The following is a 20,895-nucleotide window of genomic DNA, read 5'->3' as shown; positions in this document are numbered from 1 at the left end:
CCGCCTCCTCATGGGTGCTGTTGAGGTCTCGGACAAGCGGGTATCAAGGCAGTGTTTTGCTGGTTAGCGCCTTCAATATCAAAGAGATAAGTTTAATATGCTGCTGATGATCGATAACTACGACTCCTTTACCTGGAACCTGGTGCAGTATTTCGGTGAGCTGGGGCAGGAGGTGGTGGTGCGCCGCAACGACGAAATTGGTCTGGACGAGATTGCCGCCCTGCGCCCATCGGGGCTGGTGATTTCCCCCGGCCCCTGTACCCCGAACGAGGCCGGCGTGTCACTGGCGGCCATCGAGCGCTTTGCCGGTGAAGTGCCGCTGCTCGGTGTGTGCCTGGGGCACCAGGCCATTGCCCAGGCTTTTGGCGGCCGGGTGATCCGGGCCCGGCGAGTGATGCACGGCAAGACCTCGGCCATTCGCCATACCGGCACCGGCCTGTTTGCGAGCCTGCCCGATCCGCTCACCGTCACCCGCTATCACTCCCTGGTGGTGGAAGACGACAGCTTGCCCGCCTGCTTTGAGGTGACCGCCTGGAGCGAACAGGCGCAGGGGGAACGCGACGAAATCATGGCCATGCAGCACCGTACCCTGCCGGTGCACAGCGTGCAGTTTCATCCGGAAAGCATTCTGACCGAAGGCGGCCACCGGCTGCTGCAAAACTACCTGGATCTCCTGTGAAGGCGGGGGCCGGCGCTGTCTTGCCCGTCGGCACCGGCCTGCAACTATAAGTTTTTCTTGTTTTCCCCATCAGACTTTCTCGCTCGCCAGGCGTGCCGCCACCGGGAATAATGGCGGTGAGTCCGGTGCAAAATTCTTTTTCATGCCTGTTTATGCAGCCGGCACGCGCGCGCTGCCGGTCCGGGCTCGACGCCTTGCGAGCTTATGCAAGATAAATGACTACAATTTTTTATCTTGCAAAACAAATGACCATAATTGTAACTTTTTACAGCGACAAGTTGCGGTCACTTTGCAATAATGCTTGCATCTTTACATGGATTTAACTTTTATCGCAGAGCATGCTGCGGTAACCGGAGGAAGAACGCATGTCTGATATGGCTGTTACCCGCGAGACGTTTGATCAGGTGATGGTACCCAATTACGCCCCGGCCCAGAGCATTCCGGTGCGGGGCCTGGGCGCCCGGGTATGGGATCAGCAAGGAAAGGAGTTTATCGACTTTGCCGGCGGCATTGCGGTCAACTGCCTGGGCCACTGCCATCCGGCCCTGGTCTCCGCGCTCAAGGAGCAGGGCGAAAAACTCTGGCACCTGAGTAATGTCTGGACCAACGAGCCGGCCCTGCGCCTGGCCAGCAAACTGGTGGACGCCACCTTTGCCGAACGGGTGTATTTCTGCAACTCCGGCGCCGAGGCCAACGAGGCGGCGCTCAAGCTGGCCCGTCGTTATGCCATTGAGCACTTTGGTCCCGAAAAAACCCAGATCATCGCCTTTCAGCAGGGCTTTCACGGCCGCACCTTCTTTACCGTGACCGTGGGTGGCCAGGCCGCTTATTCCGAGGGGTTTGGCCCCAAACCCGCCGATATCGATCACGTTCCCTACAATGATCTCGAGGCGCTCAAGGCCATCATGTCCAGCCGCACCTGTGCCGTGGTGATGGAGCCGCTGCAGGGCGAGGGCGGCATCATCAGCCCCGACGCTGACTTTGTGAAGGCGGTGCGCGCGTTGTGCGACCAGCATCAGGCGCTGCTGGTGTTTGACGAGGTGCAGACCGGCGTGGGCCGTACCGGCGCCCTCTATGCCTACATGGAAACCGGGGTGACCCCTGATATTCTCACCAGTGCCAAGGCCCTGGGCGGCGGTTTTCCCATCGGCGCCATGCTTACCCGTGCCGACATTGCCGCCTCCCTCAAGCCGGGTACCCACGGCTCCACCTACGGCGGCAATCCCCTGGCCTGCGCCGTGGCCGAGGCCGCCTTTGACACCGTCAATACTCCCGAGGTGCTGACCGGCGTCAAGGAGCGGGAAGGCTGGTTCTGCGAAGCGCTGGCTAAGATTAATGAGCAACACCACTGTTTTCAGGAAATCCGCGGCAAGGGCCTGCTGCTGGGCTGTGTGCTGAACGAGCAGTTCCAGGGCCGGGCCAAGGACTTTCTGGCGGCCGCCTCGGAAGAAGGCCTGATGGTGCTGATCGCCGGCGCCAACGTGGTGCGTTTTGCGCCCTCGCTGGTGATCTCCGAGGAAGAAGTACGGCAAGGCCTGGCCCGCTTTGAGCGCGCCGTGGCCCGGGTGGTCAACGGCTGAGGCGACCACCGCCATTACCGGCGGGGCAGGGGGTGCCCCGCCACTATCATCATAAGGAGTGCTGCATGCTGGTGATAAGACCCATAGAGCAGCGTGATTTTGCCATTCTCAAGCAGATCGCCATCGAGTCCGGCCATGGTTTTACCTCGCTGCCGGTGAACGACGAGCTGCTGCAAAACAAGATCGATCATTCGATGGCATCCTTTGCCAGCCGGGCCGGCGGCAAGGGCGAGTGCCTTTACTTTTTTGTGGCCGAAGACAGCGAAACCGGTGAGGTGCTGGGCACCACGGCGCTGGAGTCGGCGGTGGGGCTGTCGTCTCCCTTCTATACCTACCTGCTGGGCAAGCAGGTGCACAGCTCCCGCAAGCTGGGCATTCATAACGTGGTACAAACCCTGACGCTCACCAACGATTACACCGGGGTCAGTGAATTGTGCACCCTGTTTTTGCGCGAGCCCGCCCGCCAGGGCCTGAACGGCCGGCTGCTGTCGAAATGCCGGTTTTTGTTTCTGGCGGAATTTCCCGAGCTGTTTGATCAGCGGGTGCTGGCGGAGATGCGCGGGGTGTCCGATGACAAGGGCAACAGTCCGTTCTGGAGCTGGCTGCAGGAGCACTTTTTCTCCATGGACTTTCCCACGGTCGACTACCTTACCGGCATCGGCCAGAAGGGGTTTATCGCCGATCTCATGCCCAAATACCCCATTTACGTCAGCCTGCTGTCAAAAGAGGCGAGAGGGGTGATCGGTAAAACCCACGATAAGACCCGCCCGGCCCTGCATTTGCTGGAAGAAGAAGGCTTTTGCTGGCGCGGCTACGTCGACATTTTCGATGCGGGCCCCACGGTGGAGTGCGAGGTGCGTCATATCCAGACGGTCCGCAACAGCCGCCGGCTGACGGTGCAGGTCGGCCATCCGGTCCAGACCGGGCTTTATCTGATCAGCAATACCCGCTTTGCGGAATTTCGCGCCCTGCTGGGCGAGATGGCGGTGAACGAACAACAGGGGCAGGCGGTAATGACCGCCGAGGTCGCACGCCTGCTCGGGGTAGAGGACGGGGATACCGTCAGGGTAGCGGAGATGAAACGCAATGACTGAGGCCGTGCAATACATCAATGGTCAGTGGCTGGCAGGCGCGGGCGAACGGTTTGACTCCCTCGACCCGGCCAAAAACGAGGTAGTCTGGCAGGGAGCGTCCGCCGATGCCGCCCAGGTAGACGCCGCCGTGGCGGCGGCCCGGGCCGCCAGTGCCGACTGGGCCTTTCGTCCGGTAGAGGAACGCCTGGCCGTTATCAAGGCCTTTGCCGGCCTGCTGGAGCAGCACAAGGCGCCGCTGGCGAAACTGATCGCCCGGGAAACCGGCAAACCCGAGTGGGAGGCACTGACCGAAGTGGCCGCCATGAGCGGCAAGGCCACGATTTCCGAAAAGGCTTACTTTGAGCGTACCGGCACCGTGGAAAATCCCATGCCCGGCGCCCGCGCCTTTGTGCGCCACAAGCCCCACGGGGTGGTGGCGGTGTTCGGCCCCTACAATTTTCCCGGCCACCTGCCCAACGGCCACATAGTACCGGCGCTGATCGCCGGCAATACGGTGGTGTTCAAGCCGTCGGAGCTCACCCCCCTGGTGGCCCAGGAAACGGTGCGGCTGTGGGCCGAGGCGGGGCTGCCCGCCGGCGTGCTCAACCTGGTGCAGGGGGAAGTGAATACCGGCAAGGCACTGGCCTCCCACGAGGGCATTGACGGCCTGTTTTTCACCGGCTCGTCCAACACCGGCAAACTGTTGCATCAGCAGTACGCCGGCCAGCCGGGCAAGATCCTGGCGCTGGAGATGGGCGGCAACAACCCCCTGGTGGTGACCACGGTGGCCGATGAAGACGCCGCCGTGCACGCCATAGTGCAGTCGGCCTTTATCACTTCCGGCCAGCGTTGTACCTGCGCCCGCCGTCTGCTGGTGCCCAGGGGCGAGGCCGGCGACCGGCTGCTGGCCCGGCTGGTGGCGGTCAGCAAGGCCATTCGCGTGGGCCGCTACGACGCCGATCCCCAGCCCTTTATGGGCGCCATGATCTCCGAGCGCGCCGCCCGGGGCATGGTGGCGGCCCAGGCTCATCTGCTGGCCTTTGGCGGTCAGTCGCTGCTGATGCTGAAACACCTGCAGCCGGGCACCGGCCTGGTGTCGCCGGGCATTGTTGATGTCACCGGTGTGGCCCAACTGCCCGACGAGGAATATTTCGGTCCCTTGCTGCAGGTGATCCGCTTCAACGACCTGCCCGAAGCGCTGACCCTGGCCAACCGCACCCGCTACGGCCTGTCGGCGGGGCTGCTGTCCGACAGCGAAGCCGACTGGGACTACTTCTATCGCCATATCCGTGCCGGCATCGTCAACCGCAACCGGCCCATCACCGGTGCCTCCAGCGCCGCGCCCTTTGGCGGTATTGGCGACAGCGGCAACCACAGGGCCAGCGCCTACTATGCCGCCGACTACTGTGCCTACCCGGTGGCTTCGGTGGAAGGAGACCATCTGGTCATGCCCGCGACCCTGTCGCCGGGACTGAGCTTTTAAGCAACACAAGGAGACCGCCATGCACACTTCAGTACAGGAACTGTTCGACGCCCTCTGGCAGCATTACCTGACCGTGACCCCCAGCGCGCTGAAAATTCACGATCTGCTGAAGGGCGGTGAGGCCATCGTCAACGATCATGTGGCCTTTCGTACCTTTAACCACCCCAAACTCGGGCTGGAGAAGCTGGCAGCCCCTTTTCTGGCGCTGGGCTACGAGCAAAAGGGCGAGTACCACTTTGAGGCCAAGAAGCTCTATGCCCGCCACTACGAGCACCCGGATGCCACCGCGCCCAAGGTCTTTATCAGCGAGCTGCTGCTGGAGCAGTGCTCGCCCGAATTGCAGCGCATCGTGGCCGGGCTTATCGATCAGGTGGACGACACGCTGGCGGAGCGGAAGGACTTTCTCTACTCCGGCGCGCCCTGGCGAATCTCTCATGCGGATTACAAGACCCTGCTGGCGGAAAGTGAGTACGCCGCCTGGCTGGCGGTGTACGGCTACCGCGCCAATCACTTCACCGTGAGTGTGAACCACCTTAAGGATTACGACAGCCTGGAGGCGGTGAACAGTGCCCTCAAGCAGGCGGGGTTCCGGCTCAACGACGCCGGCGGCGAGATCAAGGGCTCACCCGAGGTGCTGCTGGAACAGTCCTCCACCCTGGCCGACACCACCCTGGTGCACTTTACCGATGGCGAGGCGGCCCTGCCCAGCTGCTTTTACGAGTTTGCCCTGCGTTATCCCAAGCCCGACGGTGAGCTTTACACCGGGTTTGTGGCGGCCTCGGCGGATAAAATCTTTGAAAGTACCGATATCGGGCACCAGTAACGGGGCCGCTCAGGGCAGATCGGGCTGCGGGCTGACGGCGGGCGTGCTGCTCCATATCCACAGTCCCAGCCCCACCAGCAACAGCGCCGCCCCCGCCAGGGTCATGAACACGGCGTCCAGTGAGCCGGTGACGGTGCGCAGATAGCCCGCCAGCAGGTTACCCAGGGTGCCGCCCAGGCCGAAGGTCACCATGCAAAGCCCGCTGATCTGCATGGTGACGGTGGAAGAGTAATGCCTGCCCACCCAGCCGGCCACTATGCCCCACATGGGAAAATACATCAGGCCGTAGCCAAAGCCGGCCACCAGGGCAAACCGGGCCGGATCATAGGCAAACGCCAGCTGGCCGAGCGCAAAACCGCCGAAGATGATCAGCAGGGCCACGCCGTGGCCTTTACGGTCGGCCAGGCCGCCGGTGAGCAGGCCGGCCACCATGCCGGTCAGCCCCACCGTGGTCCAGGTATAGCCGCCGAGGCTGGCGGGCAGCCCCAGCTGATCCAGGTAAGTATTGAGCCAGGTGGAAAAGGGCATGGTGGTAAAGCCGGCCAGCAGGCAGATCAGGCATGCCAGAAAGGCGGTTCGCTCGGTAGCGATGGTCAGCAGCAGCCTGGTGGCGGGCATGGCCGGCTCGGCGGCCACTGTGGTGCTGGCGGCAGGCGACCGCAGGCTGCGCAGCAGGCGCCAGGTCAGGGCCACCACCAGCAGACCGGTCGCCCCGGCCAGTTGCCAGGCCTGTTGCCAGCCCAGGGAGGGCACTACCAGCAGGATCAGCAGGCCATTCAGGCCATAACCCCAGGCGGTGCCGCTGGAGACGGTGGAGAGATAGGTCGAGCGCTGGCCCGGCTGAACATGACGACTGATGATCTCCACCAGAGTGCCCCAGCTGATGGCGGCGCTGGCGGCCAGGCAGGTCAGTGCCAGCATAATGAACAACGGGTTCTCAAGGTGCGCCATGGTAAACAGCAGGGCGGTGGAGAGGCTGCCGGTGGTCAGCGCCAGCCGTGCCGTGTTCAGGCGGTGGCCCAGCACCCCAAGCAGCATGGCGCCGGCGAGATAGGCCAGCTGGGTGAGCGCCCCGATGGCGGCCAGGTGCCAGTGGCTGAGCTGGATGGCTTCACGCATCAGCGGCACCAGGGCCGCAAACAGAAACATGCCAAATCCATGGCTGACTACCTGATTCATTCCGAATATAACGGCCAATCTCATCCTGAACACTCCCTGATCCCGTGATGACGCTCTCGTCCGGATATCCTGAATGCTTGCCGTCGTTCGGTAAATCGATGAATATTCATATCTGCCTTCAACAAGGTTGAAAACTCATCATGCGTGACTTGCCCATTACCCTGCTGCGCACCTTTGTGGTGGTGGCCGAAACCCTCAACCTGACGGTGGCTGCCGGTCGCCTGCACCGGGCGCCGTCGACCATCAGCATGCAGCTGAACCGGCTGGAGGGCCTGGTGTCGACCGATCTGCTGGAGCGCGGGCAACACGGCGTGCGGCTAACGCCGGCGGGAGAATTGCTCCGCTCCCATGCCCAGCTGCTGCTGAATCAGCATGATCGCATACTGGGCTCGTTCCTGAATGCCGAAGTGGGCGGAAAGGTCCGGTTTGGCACTCATGATCAGTACGCCACCCGCAGTCTGCCCCCCCTGCTGGAAACCTTTGTGCTCAATTACCCCGAGGTGCGGCTGGAGGTGCAGTGCGATCACCGGCCCCACCATCTGGTGTCGCTGGTGCAGCAGGGAAAGCTGGATCTGGCCCTGGTGGAAATGCCGCTGCGGGCCCAGGGCGGAACGCGGCTCGGTGGTGATGAGCTGGTCTGGGTGCGCTCCCCGGTGCACCAGGTTCACTTGCGGGATCCCCTGCCATTGGCGGTGTTTGTGGAAGGCTGCTACCACAGGGACGCCGCCCTGCAGGCCCTGGAGCTGTGGGAGAAACCCTGCCGGCTTGCCTTTACCAGTCAGAGCCGGGCCGGAATACTGGCGGCGGTCAGGGCGGGGATCGGTGTGGGGGTCATTCCCCGCAGTACCCTGGAAGAAGGGCTGATGGTGGTGGAAGAGGGCCTGCCGCCCTTGCCCAGAACCGACACCACCCTCTTTCTGGCCGAGCAGGTCAACGAGGCCAGCACTCGTCTGGCGAAGATCATTCGGGAAAGCCCGCAGTTTGCCCGCGGCGGGCAGGACATGGCCCGGCTGCTGCACCAGTTTGGCTGAGCGGCCCCGGGGCCGCTTGGCGGATCAGAGGCTGAACTGCAGCTCGGCCCACCACTGGCGGCCGGGCTCGCCGATGCGGCCGGTTACCGGGTTGTCGCCAAGCGGGTAGCTTTCCTGCTTGTTAATAAACTCGCTGTAATCCTTGTCGAGCAGGTTGTCGACGCCGGCGGCCAGCTTGACGGTGGGCGTGACCTGCCAGCCGGCATTAAGGGAAAACACGGTAAAGCCCGCGGACGGCCCGGTGTCCTGGCCAATAATGTTGCCCTGCCCTTCGGCAAAGCGGTGCTGGCTGGCCACGTTGCGCATCAGAAGCGCCAGCTCCTGACTGCCATTGTCATAGCCAAGGCTGGTGTTCAGCTCCAGCGGCGGGGTCTGGCCCAGGGGCAAATCGTCGCTCAGGTTCTGGCCGTGGGTGTAGGACAGATTGGACGCCAGGGTCCAGTTATCGGTAAAGCGCCAGCTTGCCTCGGCCTCGCCGCCAACACGGCGAGCATCCACATTGCGGGCCTGGGGGCTGGTGGTGTTGTCCACCAGAATAAAGTCGTCCACGTAGCCGGCAAACAGCGACACCGAGCCGCTCAGGTTGCCGTTGCGATAGAGCAGGCCGGTATCCAGCTGGTGGTTGGTCTCGGTGTTCAGGGCGGCGGTCTGGCTTTTGTCCCGCTCCCAGAAATCTGGCGCCCGCTCGGCCTGGCCGTAGCCCGCATACCAGATCCAGTTCTGCAGGCGGTGTTCCAGGCGCACAAAGCCGGCATACAGGTCATACTCCTGCTGTTGCAGCGCGGCGGCCACGGCGTTGTTGTGGTAACGGGCCTCGGTGTGATCCAGTCGCAGGCCGCTCACCAGGGTTTGCCGGTCATTGAGCAGCCAGTTGTCTTCCACAAACACGCCGATATTTTCAAAGGTTTGCGTGTCTTTCCAGGGCTTGTTGATATACCCATCGGCGGCGGCCTGGTTCATGCCCATGGCCATGCGCGAGCGGTGGGCATCCTCCAGCCAGTCCACACCCACCTGAGTCTGGTGCGCCCCCAGGTTCAGCTCCGCCAACAGGCGGGCGGTGTTGGTGGTGCGCTCCGGGTTCATGGCCTTGTACATCATGCCTTCCAATGGGCGCAGGCTGTAGTTGTCCATCACGTGATCCACCAGGCTGTGGCCGTATTGCAGCTGTACCTTGCCCAGCCAGGGGGTAATGGCCTGGCGTTCCAGCTTCACGCCCCAGGCGTCCCGATCAAACTGGCTGCCGTCCATGGCCCGGTCGGCGTAGGCGGCTTCGCCCCGGCTGCGATCATAGGACAGCTCCAGCAGGCTGAGTTCATTCGGGGTCAGCCCCAGTTGCACGCTCTGGCTGTCCTTGTTGTAGGCGGAGTTGACCCGGTTGCCGCTGCCGTCCCGGTAGTTGCCGGCCTCATTGTGGTTGGCATTCAGGCGTGTGTAGCCCAGTGAATTGCCGGCGTCGAGACTGGCAAAGGCGTCGACGCGGTCGGCGCTGCCGGTGGTCAGGCCGCCGTCCAGGCTGAAATCCGGGTCAAGGTAATAGCGCGGGTGGCGCTTGAACTGCACCGAGCCGGCCACCAGGCCGGGCCCCTGGGTCACGGTTTGCGGCCCCTTGGTGATCACCACTTCATCAAAAGAGCGGGGGAACAGATAGGCGGTGGGCGGATCCATGCGATGGGCGCAACCGCCCAGCACGTACTGGTTGTCGCTGGTGATGGCCAGGCGCGAGCCCCCCAGCCCCCGCAGCAGCGGGTCGCCGGCCATGCCGCCCTTGCGGGTAATGCTGATGCCGGGCACGGTTTTCAGCAGGCCGGCCCCGTCGGCGGCGGGAATGGGCTGCACCGGCGCACTCGGATCCAGGCGCACCTCGCCGGGGGCACTGAGCGCCGAGGCGGTAATGGTGATGGGGGTGGCAGGGTACAGGGGCGCTTGCTCGGCGGCGTGGGCGGTGGCCAGGCCCAGCAGGGGCAGGCTCAGGGTAACGACGGAATGATGTTTCACGGAATGGTACTGAGTTTGTGAAAAAACGTGTCGCGCAGGGTAAGGTGGGTACCGGCTGAGAACAATGCGGCATATTGTCGCAGCGGCTGGCCATCTTGTTACTCAAAGACGAGCATGGGATCATGGCCGCCGTTTACAAATCACCAAGGAGCCTGAACATGAAACTGGCATTTATCGGACTGGGCGTGATGGGCTTTCCCATGGCCGGCCACCTGCAGCAGGCAGGTCATGAGGTCTGTGTGTATAACCGCAACCCGCAAAAGGCGGCGGACTGGGTGGCCCGTTTTGGGGGCACCAGCGGCGCCACCCCGGCCGAGTCGGCCCAAGGCGCCGACATGGTGATGTTGTGCGTGGGTAACGACGACGACGTGCGTTCCGTGGTGTACGGTGACGACGGCGTATTGGCGGGCATGCAGGCGGGGGCGCTGCTGGTGGATCACACCACCACGTCGGCCAAATTGGCCGAAGAGCTGGCGCAGGCGGCGGGCAAGCAGGGCGTGCGCTTTATCGACGCCCCGGTGTCCGGCGGTCAGCTGGGCGCGGAAAACGGCGCCCTCACCGTGATGATCGGTGGCAGTGAGGCGGACGTGGCCGAGGCGGCGCCGGTGCTGGCGGCCTACGGCAAGAAAGTCACCCGGCTGGGCCCGGTGGGCGCCGGCCAGCGTTGCAAGATGGTGAACCAGATCTGCGTGATCGGTGCGGTACAGGGCATTGCCGAAGGCCTGATGATCGCCCAGAAGGCCGGCCTCGATATTCCGACCCTGATTGAGGTGCTGGCCGGCGGTGCCGCCCAGAGCTGGCAATTGCAGAACCGGGCCCAGACCATGGCCGACGACCGGTTCGACTTTGGTTTTGCCGCCCAGTGGATGCACAAGGATCTGGGCATCTGCCTGGACGAGGCGGCACAGCAGGGGCTCACACTGCCCCTGACCGAGCATGTGCACCAGGTCTACGAGCGCCTGCTGGCCCAGGGCATGGGTCGCTGCGACTCCACCGTGGTGATTCGGGATCTTAAGTCCTGAGCCGGCCCGCAGGCCTTGGCAGAGCCCGGGCCGCTCGGCTATGCTGAGCACTGCTTCGGGCTCCCCCGAGGCGTTTATCCGCGGTTATGTGATGTTTTCCGCAGTTTCCGCACAAAACAACGGCACTTGATAACAGGCCTCAAGCCAAAGGCTTTGCTTGAGCCTCGAATTTGACTAGAGTGGGCAACCGCTTAATGCCAAGTGAGAAAGGATACCCTATGAACAAGACTCAGCTTGTCGATGCAATCGCCGCCAAGGCCGATTTGAGCAAGGCTCAGGCCAAGGCAGCCCTGGAAGAAGTACTCAACGGTATCACTCAGAGCCTCAAAGAAGGTGATCCTGTTCAGCTGGTGGGTTTTGGCACCTTCAAGGTAAACCACCGCGCCGCCCGTACCGGTCGTAACCCGCAAACCGGCAAGGAAATCCAGATTGCAGCGGCAAACGTGCCCGCCTTCGTGGCCGGCAAGGCGCTGAAAGACGCGGTCAACTAAGACGCGACATCAGGACACAGCAAACCCGGCCCAGGCCGGGTTTTTTTAACACTGTGCTTGCCCCGGCGATCATTCGGTTGTTATAACTGAAGCAGGTCCTGTCCCGAACCAGGGAGGCTGTTATGGAAGTGAACGCAATTCGTCAGGTCGCCGTACCGTGGGCCGGCGCCCGCGGACTGACCCCGGGGCTGATGCTCACCGAGCTGCATCAGGATGTCTGGAGTGGCTGCCTGGAGCTGGCCATGGGGGTGCCGTCCGACATGGACACCCCGCCGCACATTGTTTACTGGCTCAGTTTTGGCCATCTCTATGGTTATCGCGTGCTGGAAGGGGCCGACGTGCCCGAGCTGTTCGAGGAAGACGATGGCGACATCGACAGCCAGATCCAGCTGATCACCCCGTCCCGTTTTCTTACCTGGTTTCATCAGGAAACCCAGGGGGCCCACTTGGACGAGGACATTCAGCATTACCGCATTGCCTGCTGGGACTTTTGCGTCGATGTGCTGGCGGCCCAGCCGCCGGACGTGTGTATCAACAAGGAGTAGCATGAAAGGCTTTATTCTGGTCGCCCACGGCAGCCGACGGGCGGCCGCCAACGAGGAAATCGCCGGGTTCGCCCAGCGCATGACAGCCGCCATGAATGGCGGCTTTGATTTGGTAGGCTATGGCTTCTGGGAGCTGGCCGAGCCGTCCCTGGCCCAGGTGATCGACGCCCAGGTGGCCGCCGGTGCCCGGGACATTACCCTGTTCCCCTACTTTCTGGCGGAAGGCAAGCACGTGGTGAACGATCTGCCCTCGGTGCTGGCGGAGAAAAAGGCCCAGTATCCGGGGGTGAAGCTCACGCAACTGCCCCATCTCGGCGCCATTCCCGGTTTTGAGCACTGGCTGGCAGCGCAATTGCAGGGGAATGAAGATTAAACCCCACCCCAACCCTCCCCTTAAAAAGGGGAGGGTGTAAAAAACGGGGCCAATTTGGCCCCGTTTTGCTTTCGGCGTGTCGCCTCGGCTTATTGCTGCTCCCGCGCGATCGCCCGCCAGGCGATGTCGTTGCGGAAGAAGACGCCGTCCCACTGAATCTGGCGAGTCAGCTCATAGGCATTGGCCTGGGCCTGGCTGACGGTGCTCCCTAAGGCGGTGGCGCACAGCACTCGGCCGCCGGCGGTGACCACGTCGTCACCTTTGAACTGGGTACCGGCGTGAAACACCTTGGCGCCCTCGGTCTCGGCGGGAATGCCGGTGATGGCGTCCCCCTGGCGGTAGGCGCCGGGGTAGCCGCCGGCGGCCATCACCACGCCCACGGCGGCGCGCTCGTCGAACTCGGCGGTGACCTTGTCCAGCCCGCCTTTACAGCCGGCCAGACAAAGTTCCACCAGATCGGACTTGAGCCGCAGCATAATGGGCTGGGTTTCAGGATCGCCAAAGCGGCAGTTGAACTCGATCACCTTGGGCTGACCGGCCTGGTCGATCATCAGGCCGGCGTAGAGGAAGCCCTTATACACATGACCTTCTTCCGCCATGCCGCGCACCGTGGGCATAATGACCTGCTCCATGATGCGCTCATGGATTTCGGGCGTCACCACGGGGGCCGGGCTGTAGGCGCCCATACCGCCGGTGTTGGGGCCGGTATCCTGGTCGCCTACGCGCTTGTGATCCTGGCTGGTGGCCATGGGCAGTACGTGCTCGCCGTCTACCATCACGATGAAAGAGGCTTCTTCGCCTTCCAGAAACTCCTCGATCACCACCCGGCTGCCAGCATCACCAAAGGCGTTACCCGCCAGCATGTCGCGTACCGCGTCTTCGGCTTCGGTCAGGGTCATGGCCACGATCACGCCCTTGCCCGCTGCCAGGCCGTCGGCCTTGATCACGATGGGGGCACCCTGCTGACGGAGGTATTCCAATGCCGGCTCCACTTCGGTGAAGTTCTGGTAGGCGGCGGTAGGAATGCGGTGGCGGGCCAGAAAGTCCTTGGTAAAGGCCTTGGAGCCTTCCAGCTGGGCGGCGCCGGCGGTGGGGCCGAAAATGGCCAGGCCTTCCGCTTCAAAGGCATCCACCACACCGGCCACCAGGGGCGCCTCGGGGCCGACGATGGTCAGCTCAACCTGCTCCTGTTTGGCAAAGGCCAACAGGGCCGGAATGTCGGTGGCGGCAATGGCCACGTTGGTGAGGGCCGGTTCCAGCTCGGTGCCGGCGTTGCCCGGCGCCACAAACACCCGGCTCACCTTGGGAGACTGGGCGGCTTTCCAGGCCAGGGCGTGTTCACGACCGCCACCGCCAATAACCAATACGTTCATGGTTGCTTCCTCGTTTAGCCGATCAGTGCCGGAAGTGGCGCATGCCGGTAAACACCATGGCCATGCCGTGCTCGTCGGCGGCCTGGATCACTTCTTCGTCGCGCATGGAGCCACCGGGCTGGATCACACAGCTGATGCCGGCGGCGGCGGCGGCGTCGATGCCGTCACGGAAGGGGAAGAAGGCGTCGGACGCCATCACCGAACCTTCCACTTGCAGGCCTTCGTCGGCGGCCTTGATGCCGGCAATTTTGGCAGAGTACACGCGGCTCATCTGGCCGGCGCCCACACCGATGGTCTGGCTGCCCTTGGCATAGACGATGGCGTTGGACTTGACGAACTTGGCGACCTTCCAGCAGAACAGCAGGTCTTTCAGCTCTTCCTCGGTGGGCTGGCGCTTGGAAACTACCTTGAGGTCGGCCATGTCCACCATGCCCTGATCCCGGTCCTGCACCAGAATGCCGCCGTTCACGCGCTTGATATCGAGCCCCTTGGTCTGGTTGCTCCACTGACCGCATTCCAGCAGTCGCACGTTCTTCTTGTCGGCCACGGCGGCTTTTGCCTCGGCGCTGATGGACGGGGCGATGATCACTTCCACAAACTGGCGCTCGATAATGGCGCGGGCGGTGGCTTCGTCCAGCTCGCGGTTAAAGGCGATGATGCCGCCAAAGGCGGAAGTGGGATCGGTCTGGTAGGCGCGATCGTAGGCTTCCAGCAGGTTCTCGCCCAGGGCCACGCCGCAGGGGTTGGCGTGCTTGACGATGACACAGGCCGGCTCGTCGAATTCTTTCACGCACTCAAGGGCCGCGTCGGTGTCGGCGATGTTGTTGTAGGACAGCTCCTTGCCCTGCAACTGGGTGGCGGTGGCCACGGACGCCTCATCCACGTTGTTTTCCACGTAGAAGGCGGCGCTCTGGTGGCTGTTTTCGCCGTAGCGCAGATCCTGCTTCTTGGTGAACTGGTAGTTGACGGTGCGCGGGAACTTGGAGCCCTCGGCGGCCTCATGATAGGCCGGTACCATGGTGCCGAAGTAGTTGGCGATCATGCCGTCGTACTGGGCGGTGTGCTCAAAGGCGGCAATGGCTAGATCGAAGCGGGTGGCCTGGGTCAGGCTGTTGCCGTTGGCATCCAGCTCGGCCAGCAGGCGATCGTAGTCGCTGGCATTGACCACAATGGCCACGTCGTTGTGGTTTTTGGCCGCGGCGCGCACCATGGTGGGGCCACCGATGTCGATGTTCTCGATGGCGTCTTCCAGCGTGCAGTCAGGCTTGGCCACGGTGTTGGCAAAAGGATAGAGATTGACCACGACCATGTCGATGGGCGCAATGCCGTGCTCGGCCATGATGGCGTCGTCCTGGCCGCGACGACCGAGAATGCCGCCGTGTACCTTGGGGTGCAGTGTCTTGACGCGGCCGTCCATCATTTCCGGAAAACCGGTATAGTCGGATACTTCGGTCACGGGCAGGCCTTGCTCCGCCAGCAGACGGGCGGTGCCGCCGGTGGACAGCAGCTCCACGCCACGGGCGTGCAGCCCCTGGGCGAATTCCACAATGCCTTGTTTGTCGGACACACTCAGCAGAGCACGGCGAATGGGTCGGGCAGTTTCCATTATGTTCTCGTTCCTTTAACGATTCATCGGGGGGTTTGGTAAAATCGGCGAAAGGACACCACCGGCTTTACCAAACCGCCTGGTACGCCAGAACGGAGGCGGCATATTCTACCCGTTTTTGCCGCCTTCTGCCGGACTATTTGGTTTGGTGTCGAGAGGTTTTACGTCTAATTAATACCGTCCGCAAGGAGAAGTAAATGTATCGCATCGGCGAGCTGGCCAAGGCCTTTGGCATCAAGACCGATACCCTGCGTTTTTATGAAAAGGAAGGGCTGCTGGTGCCCAGTCTGCGCACGCCCACCGGTTACCGGCAATACAGCGAAGACGACAAGAAACGCCTGCATTTTATTCTGCGCAGCAAGAAGGTGGGCTTTTCCCTGAAAGACATTGAAGAGCTGCTGGCCCTGCGCATCAGCAGTTGCCAGGTGACCTGCCGGGAGGTGAAGGCGGTGGCCGACACCAAGCTGGCCGACGTGGAAGAGCGCATTCGCGAGCTGGAGCAGTTTCGCCGCTCGCTGCGCCAGCTGTCCGACGCCTGCTGCGGCGGTCAGGAAAGCGCCGAGCACTGCTCCATTCTGGAAGCCCTGGACGGCCGGCTGGAGAATACCGACAATAACGCCCGTTAATGTCCCCCTGAAAAGGGCCGCAGCTTGCGGCCTGTCTTTGCTTTGCCTGCAGAAATGGTAGGCGCCGCTTTAGCCGGCGCAATGATGCAGACATCTGAGTTAAAGGCGTGCGTTGCACGCCCTGCCGGCTGAAGCGGCAGCTACGGCGTTTTCTTCATTTTTCAACACGGGAGATTTTTAATGCGACACCACCTGGGGTGGGGACTGAGCGTGACTCAGTGGTTTGTGTTTTTGCTGGCCAACGCCCTGGCGCTGCCCATCGTGCTGGGGCAGGCCTTTGGTCTGGACAGTGCCGAGGTGGCGGGCCTGGTGCAGCGCACCCTGCTGGTGGTGGGCCTGAGCTCCGGGCTGCAGGCCTGGCTGGGGCACCGTTATCCTATCGCCGACGGTCCCGCCGGCTCCTGGGCCATCGTGTTTGTGGTGATGGCCTACATCGGCCGTGAGCAGGGGTTTGATAGCTTCGACACCCTGCGGCTGCTCTCCGGCGGCGTGCTGGTGGCGGGGCTTATCATGCTGGTGCTGGGGCTGGCACGCCAGGTGCACCGGCTGCTGTTTCTGTTCACGCCGCTGGTCACCGGCTGCTTTATTCTGCTGCTGGTCATTCAGCTGGCCGGGGTGTTCGTGCGCGGCATGGTGACGGATCCGCGTACCGGCACCATGAGCCTGCCGGTGCTGCTGATTGGCCTGCTGGTGTTCCTTGGGGTGCTGCTGTGCTCCTTCAGCCGCCACAACCTGCTGCGCACCTATGCGGTGCTGGTGGGCATCGTGCTGGGCTGGGCGGCGTTCTGGCTGTTTGAGCTGTCGCCGGCAACCCCAACCGAAGGCGCCGGGCTGGCGTTGCCCGAGCTGTTCGCCTGGGGCCTGCCCCGGCTGGATGCGGGCATGCTGGTGGTGGCGGTGCTGTTTTCCCTGCTGCTGTTTTCCAACCAGATAGCGGCGGTGACCGCGGTCTCGGCAGTGGTGCGTGAACGCCAGCGTGACGATCACGCCGTGATCAACCGCAGCAGCTGGGCGTCGGGCATCAGCCACGGTCTGGCCGGCAGTTTTGCCACCATTGCCGTGGTGCCGTTGCCGGTAACGGCCGGCTTTATTCAGCTGAGCGGGGAAGACCGACGCGCGCCCTTTATTCTGGCCTGTACCCTGCTGGCCCTGGTGTCGTTGTTTCCGAGTGCGGTGGGGGTGTTGTCGCTGTTGCCGGCGCCGGTGGCCAACGCGGCGCTGCTGGCCACCTTTATCAAGCTGGTCAGCCTGGCGTTTCAGCTGATTACCAAACACGGCATGGACAACCGCGCCAGCACCATAGTGGGCGTGGCGTTGTTACTGGGGGTGGGCTGCATGTTCCTGCCTGCCGGCCTGTACCGGCATTTCCCCAGCATGGCGCAATACCTGCTGGGCAACGGCCTGCTGACCGGCACCCTGCTGGCATTGGCCATGGAGCAGCTCTGGCCGAAAGTGAAAGGGCATTAATCAAGGGCGACAAAAAGCTGTCACTCCGGCGAAGGCCGGAGTCCAGGGCCAGCAACTCTGCCGGCTGCAGAATGGATTCCGGGTCTAGCCCGGAATGACAAAGACAGGGATGTGTTGCCCCGGATAAACCGGGGCCTACAGAATTCCAGTCCCCAGTCCCCAGTCCCCAGTCCCCAGCCTTTTACCGCACCACCAGCACGGCGCAGTCGGCGTGGCGCACCACCTTGGACGAGTTGGAGCCCAGCAGGTAGGTCTCGGCTCCCGGGCGGGAAGCGGGCATGATGATCAGATTCACTGCCAGCTTTTTGGCCCGGGCCAGTATGGTGTCGTACACCACGCCGTGGCGGGTTTCCAGCCGGCCGCGGTGCTCGGCGGGAATATGATGCTGCATAAACTCCTCCAGCCGGTCGCGAATGGCCTGATCCTGCTTTTTCAGCAACTCTTCCGAGTAGAAGGGCGCGGCGGCGTGATGTACCCGGGACGGGTTCACGTACAGCAGGTGAATGCGGCCTTCGGGGTGGCACAGCCGCAGGGCCGACTCCACCACCTGGGCGTACAGATCCTGGTGCTCAAAGTCGAGCGGCAGCAGTATTTCCTTGAACATGAGTCGTTACCCCATCAGTTTATTGGGCAGCCAGGTCACGATTTCCGGCACCAGCATGCACAGGACAAGCACGCCCAGCTTGAGCATGACAAAGGGCAGAATGGACTTGTAAATATCCATCATGGTGACCCCGGGAGGGGCGATGCCCTTGAGGTAGAACAGCGCAAAGCCGTAGGGCGGGGTCTGCACCGCGATCTCGATATTCAGAATCATCAGAATGCCGAACCAGATGGGGTCATAGCCCAGGCTCACCGCGATGGGGGTGAACAGGGGCGCGCAGATCAGCACGATGATCATCTCGTCGATGATAAAGCCGAGCAGCAGCATCACCACCTGCATCATGATGATGATGACGATGGGCGGCAGATCCAGGCCGGCGGCAAAGTCGGCCACCATGCCCTGTACCCCCATCAGCAGGTGAAAGTTGCTGAATACCGAGGCGCCCAGCACGATCCAGATGGCCACGCTCACCAGCAGCGCGGTTTCGGCGCCGGAGCGTTTCATCATGTTGAGCTTGAAGCGTTTGTAAATGATGGCCAACAGCAGGGCGCCGACCACGCCGATGGCGCCGGACTCGGTGGGGGTGGCAATGCCGCTGATGATGCTGCCCAGCACCAGCACGATAAGCCCCAGGGCCATAAAGCCGTCGCGCAGGGTAATCAGCTTCTCCCGCCGGTTCTGGGGGACGGTGTCCAGGGCGTGGCCCAGGGGGGCCCGTTCCGGGTTCAGCCGGCAGGAGATCACCACATACAGCACCAGCACGGTGATGGAGATCAGCGCCGGCACCAGGGCCCCGATAAACATCTTGCCCACCGAATTCTGGGTGGTGGAGCTGAACAGTATCATGGGAATGCTGGGCGGAATGAGAATGCCGAGGCCACCGCCGGCCATGATCACGCCCAGGGCCAGCTTTTTGTCGTAGCCGCGCTCCAGCATGGGGCGCAGGGCAATGCTGCCCGAGGTCATGATGCCGGCCCCGATAATGCCGACCATGGCGCCGATCATCGAGCAGACGCCGATCACGCTGATGGCCAGGGATCCCCGAATGCGGCCAATCACCAGCTGGCTCGCCTTGAACATGGCATCGCCAATACCGGAGCGGGTCAGCAACTGACCCATATAGATGTAGAGGGGAATGGCCAGCAGCACAAAGCTGAACAGGGTGCTTTCAATGGTGGTGGGCACGATATTGAAAATGCCGTCGCCCCAGGTGGCGTAGCCCAGCAGCATGGCCACGCCGCCCAGCGCCAGGCCCACCTGGGCACCCATGATAAAGGACACCAGCACGCCCAGCAGCAGCAGGCCGGTGATCAGTTCAATACTCATTGTTGTTCTTCCTCGCTCAGCAGCGGTTCGCCGGTCACCAGTTGCCAGGCGTCCTTGATCATGTCGGCGGAGAGCTGCAGCAGAAACAGCACGGCCGCGGCGGTCACCATGATCCAGAAATGGGAAATGGAAGGCGCCCATTCCGACTGGCGGGTATAGCCGAATTCCAGGGCTTCCACCGCCTTTTCCCAGCTTTTGGTGGCGATCACCAGCAGGAAAAAGCCACCCAGGGTGTTGGCCAGCAGGTCAAAGGCGTTTTTCCAGCGCTGAGACACCGCCAGATAAACGATGTCGACGTTGATGTGGGATTTTTTCAGCTGGGCGTGGGCGCCGCACAGGGCACCGATGTAGCCGAACAGAAACAGGGAAACGTCATAGGCCCAGAGGGTAGGGCGGTCGAGCACGTAGCGGGAGAACACCTCAAAGGCGACGGTGCCCGCCAGCAGCGGCAGCGCCAGGGAAATGGTATGACTGGTGGCCGACACCAGCCAGCCGGTGGCCTTGCACCAGATACTAAGCAGTGTTTTCATCATCAATCCGGGTGAGTCAGGCAGACTGCCCCGCGGTGCGGGGCAGTGATAAGGCTTACTTCAGCAGTTCTACCAGGCGGGCGCTGTACTTGTCGGTCTGGCCGTAGTGGGCCCATACCGCTTCGGCGGCGTCACGCCATTTGGCTTGATCGGCCTCGGAAGCGGCGGGGCTCCAGGTCATGCCCAGCTGTTCCATGTCGGCCACGGCTTCCTTCTCCCACAGGGCGGATTTCTCGGCCTGCTGTTGGGCATGCCATTTGGCGGCGTTGCGCACCACGTCCTTCAGATCGTCCGGCAGCTTGCTCCAGGCGTTCTTGTTGACCAGTACCGGCAGGGCCTGGGCGCTGGACACCGGCAACGGGTACATGAACTTGGCCACTTCGGCGAAGTTGCCGTCGCGGTGGTCGATCAGGTTGGAGCCGATGGTGCCGTCAATCACGCCGGTGGCCAGACTGGTGTAGGTTTCCCCCCAGGCCAGGTTGACCGGTGAGGCGCCCAGTTCACGGAAGAAGCGGCCATAGGCGCCGGGGGCACGGATTTTCAGGCCCTTGAAGTCGTCAATGGACTCGATTTTTTTCTTGGTGATGACGTAGACGCCGGGCTGAAAGTAGGGATCCAGCCACACCAGATTGTGACGGTCATAGGCTTCGGTCAGCACCTCACTCCAGCCCTTTTCGTGAAACAGCTGGTTCAGCTCTTCCAGGCTGCCGTCGGAGCCGGGCAGGCCCACTTCCACCACGCCGAAGGGAATTTCACCGGCGTGCATGGGCTGGAAGGGCGCGGCCATGTCCAGCAAGCCGGACTTGGTGGCGCTGATGATGCCTTTGGTGTCGACGCCTTCGCCGGCGTAGAGCATGTTGATCTTCATGCGGCCGTTGGAGTCGGCTTCAATCTTGTCGGCAAAAGACTGATAAACGTCGCCAAAGGCGGTGCCGCGGGAGTAGAGGTTGGTAAAGCGCCAGGTCACGTCGGCGGCCATGGCTTCCATGGTGGCCCCCATGCCGGCCACGGCAATCAGGGAAGCGGCAATCTTGGTGCGGGCAGAGCTCCAGAGTGTGTTCATGTGGTTAGTCCCTTGTGTTATCACGT

General features: G+C 62.6%; 20 protein-coding genes. 12 read left to right on the top strand and 8 right to left on the bottom strand.

Going from position 1 to position 20,895, the window contains the following annotated elements; all coding sequences use genetic code 11:
* Positions 1-97: 97 nt before the first annotated feature.
* From GU3_RS14660 to GU3_RS14640, 5 genes are all read left to right on the top strand, one after another.
* Positions 98-679 carry an aminodeoxychorismate/anthranilate synthase component II gene (locus GU3_RS14660; protein ID WP_014293312.1) on the top strand — a complete coding sequence of 194 codons (582 nt, stop codon included), beginning with the start codon at positions 98-100 and terminating at the stop codon, positions 677-679.
* 365 nt (positions 680-1,044) lie between these two features.
* Positions 1,045-2,259, top strand: a complete 1,215-nt coding sequence (locus tag GU3_RS14655) for an aspartate aminotransferase family protein (protein WP_014293311.1) — start codon at positions 1,045-1,047, stop codon at positions 2,257-2,259.
* Positions 2,260-2,324: 65 nt separating this feature from the next.
* A complete protein-coding gene (gene astA, locus GU3_RS14650) occupies positions 2,325-3,353 on the top strand; it encodes an arginine N-succinyltransferase (protein WP_014293310.1) in 1,029 nt (342 codons plus the stop codon).
* Positions 3,346-4,815, top strand: coding sequence for a succinylglutamate-semialdehyde dehydrogenase (gene astD, locus GU3_RS14645; RefSeq protein ID WP_014293309.1), 1,470 nt, complete (start codon positions 3,346-3,348; stop codon positions 4,813-4,815). Before astA ends, astD begins: the two co-directional genes overlap by 8 nt.
* A 19-nt stretch (positions 4,816-4,834) precedes the next feature.
* Positions 4,835-5,638 (top strand): DUF1338 domain-containing protein, encoded by an 804-nt coding sequence (locus GU3_RS14640; RefSeq protein ID WP_014293308.1) that lies wholly within the window; start codon positions 4,835-4,837, stop codon positions 5,636-5,638.
* A gap of 9 nt (positions 5,639-5,647) precedes the next feature.
* Here the strand turns inward: GU3_RS14640 and GU3_RS14635 are convergent, their stop codons facing one another.
* Complete coding sequence (locus tag GU3_RS14635; protein ID WP_256380375.1) at positions 5,648-6,817, bottom strand: MFS transporter; 1,170 nt, start codon at positions 6,815-6,817, stop codon at positions 5,648-5,650.
* A gap of 140 nt (positions 6,818-6,957) precedes the next feature.
* Between GU3_RS14635 and GU3_RS14630 the strand changes: the two genes are divergently transcribed.
* On the top strand, positions 6,958-7,848 hold the full coding sequence (locus tag GU3_RS14630) for a LysR family transcriptional regulator (protein ID WP_014293306.1): 891 nt from the start codon (positions 6,958-6,960) through the stop codon (positions 7,846-7,848).
* Positions 7,849-7,872: 24 nt separating this feature from the next.
* Here GU3_RS14630 and GU3_RS14625 read toward each other — a convergent pair whose 3' ends face one another.
* Complete coding sequence (locus GU3_RS14625) at positions 7,873-9,843, bottom strand: TonB-dependent copper receptor (RefSeq protein ID WP_014293305.1); 1,971 nt, start codon at positions 9,841-9,843, stop codon at positions 7,873-7,875.
* A gap of 158 nt (positions 9,844-10,001) precedes the next feature.
* Between GU3_RS14625 and GU3_RS14620 the strand changes: the two genes are divergently transcribed.
* The 4 genes from GU3_RS14620 (at position 10,002) to GU3_RS14605 (ending at position 12,274) form a co-directional block, all read left to right on the top strand.
* The gene (locus GU3_RS14620; protein WP_014293304.1) at positions 10,002-10,865 is read left to right on the top strand and encodes an NAD(P)-dependent oxidoreductase; all 864 of its coding nucleotides are present in this window, start codon (positions 10,002-10,004) and stop codon (positions 10,863-10,865) included.
* Between the two features lie 218 nt (positions 10,866-11,083).
* On the top strand, positions 11,084-11,356 hold the full coding sequence (hupA, locus tag GU3_RS14615; protein ID WP_014293303.1) for a nucleoid-associated protein HU-alpha: 273 nt from the start codon (positions 11,084-11,086) through the stop codon (positions 11,354-11,356).
* A 122-nt stretch (positions 11,357-11,478) separates the two neighbouring features.
* Entirely contained in the window at positions 11,479-11,901 is a 423-nt protein-coding gene (locus GU3_RS14610) for a hypothetical protein (RefSeq protein ID WP_014293302.1), read from the top strand.
* Position 11,902: 1 nt separating this feature from the next.
* Positions 11,903-12,274 carry a sirohydrochlorin chelatase gene (locus GU3_RS14605; protein ID WP_014293301.1) on the top strand — a complete coding sequence of 124 codons (372 nt, stop codon included), beginning with the start codon at positions 11,903-11,905 and terminating at the stop codon, positions 12,272-12,274.
* Positions 12,275-12,363: 89 nt separating this feature from the next.
* On the opposite strand, the gene purD is transcribed toward GU3_RS14605, so the two are convergent.
* Together purD and purH are read right to left on the bottom strand one after the other, a co-directional pair.
* Positions 12,364-13,647 carry a phosphoribosylamine--glycine ligase gene (purD, locus tag GU3_RS14600; protein ID WP_014293300.1) on the bottom strand — a complete coding sequence of 428 codons (1,284 nt, stop codon included), beginning with the start codon at positions 13,645-13,647 and terminating at the stop codon, positions 12,364-12,366.
* 22 nt (positions 13,648-13,669) lie between these two features.
* A complete protein-coding gene (purH, locus tag GU3_RS14595; protein WP_014293299.1) occupies positions 13,670-15,253 on the bottom strand; it encodes a bifunctional phosphoribosylaminoimidazolecarboxamide formyltransferase/IMP cyclohydrolase in 1,584 nt (527 codons plus the stop codon).
* A 197-nt stretch (positions 15,254-15,450) separates the two neighbouring features.
* On the opposite strand from purH, the gene zntR reads away from it, so the two are divergent.
* Both zntR and GU3_RS14585 read left to right on the top strand, forming a co-directional pair.
* Positions 15,451-15,879, top strand: coding sequence for a Zn(2+)-responsive transcriptional regulator (gene zntR, locus GU3_RS14590; RefSeq protein WP_014293298.1), 429 nt, complete (start codon positions 15,451-15,453; stop codon positions 15,877-15,879).
* A gap of 210 nt (positions 15,880-16,089) precedes the next feature.
* Positions 16,090-17,346, top strand: coding sequence for a purine/pyrimidine permease (locus GU3_RS14585; RefSeq protein WP_237711152.1), 1,257 nt, complete (start codon positions 16,090-16,092; stop codon positions 17,344-17,346).
* Positions 17,347-17,527: 181 nt separating this feature from the next.
* Here GU3_RS14585 and GU3_RS14580 read toward each other — a convergent pair whose 3' ends face one another.
* The 4 genes from GU3_RS14580 to dctP are packed head-to-tail and all read right to left on the bottom strand — an operon-like array spanning position 17,528 to position 20,869.
* On the bottom strand, positions 17,528-17,950 hold the full coding sequence (locus GU3_RS14580) for a universal stress protein (RefSeq protein ID WP_014293296.1): 423 nt from the start codon (positions 17,948-17,950) through the stop codon (positions 17,528-17,530).
* Between the two features lie 6 nt (positions 17,951-17,956).
* Positions 17,957-19,276, bottom strand: a complete 1,320-nt coding sequence (locus GU3_RS14575; RefSeq protein ID WP_014293295.1) for a TRAP transporter large permease subunit — start codon at positions 19,274-19,276, stop codon at positions 17,957-17,959.
* Entirely contained in the window at positions 19,273-19,806 is a 534-nt protein-coding gene (locus tag GU3_RS14570) for a TRAP transporter small permease subunit (protein WP_014293294.1), read from the bottom strand. The genes GU3_RS14575 and GU3_RS14570 overlap by 4 nt, the downstream gene beginning before the upstream one ends.
* A 55-nt stretch (positions 19,807-19,861) precedes the next feature.
* Positions 19,862-20,869 carry a TRAP transporter substrate-binding protein DctP gene (dctP, locus tag GU3_RS14565; RefSeq protein WP_014293293.1) on the bottom strand — a complete coding sequence of 336 codons (1,008 nt, stop codon included), beginning with the start codon at positions 20,867-20,869 and terminating at the stop codon, positions 19,862-19,864.
* Positions 20,870-20,895: the final 26 nt, after the last annotated feature.

Source organism: Oceanimonas sp. GK1 (genome assembly GCF_000243075.1).
GTDB lineage: Bacteria > Pseudomonadota > Gammaproteobacteria > Enterobacterales > Aeromonadaceae > Oceanimonas.
Note: the sequence above shows the minus strand (reverse complement) of the source record. Positions and strands in the feature narration are given on the sequence as shown.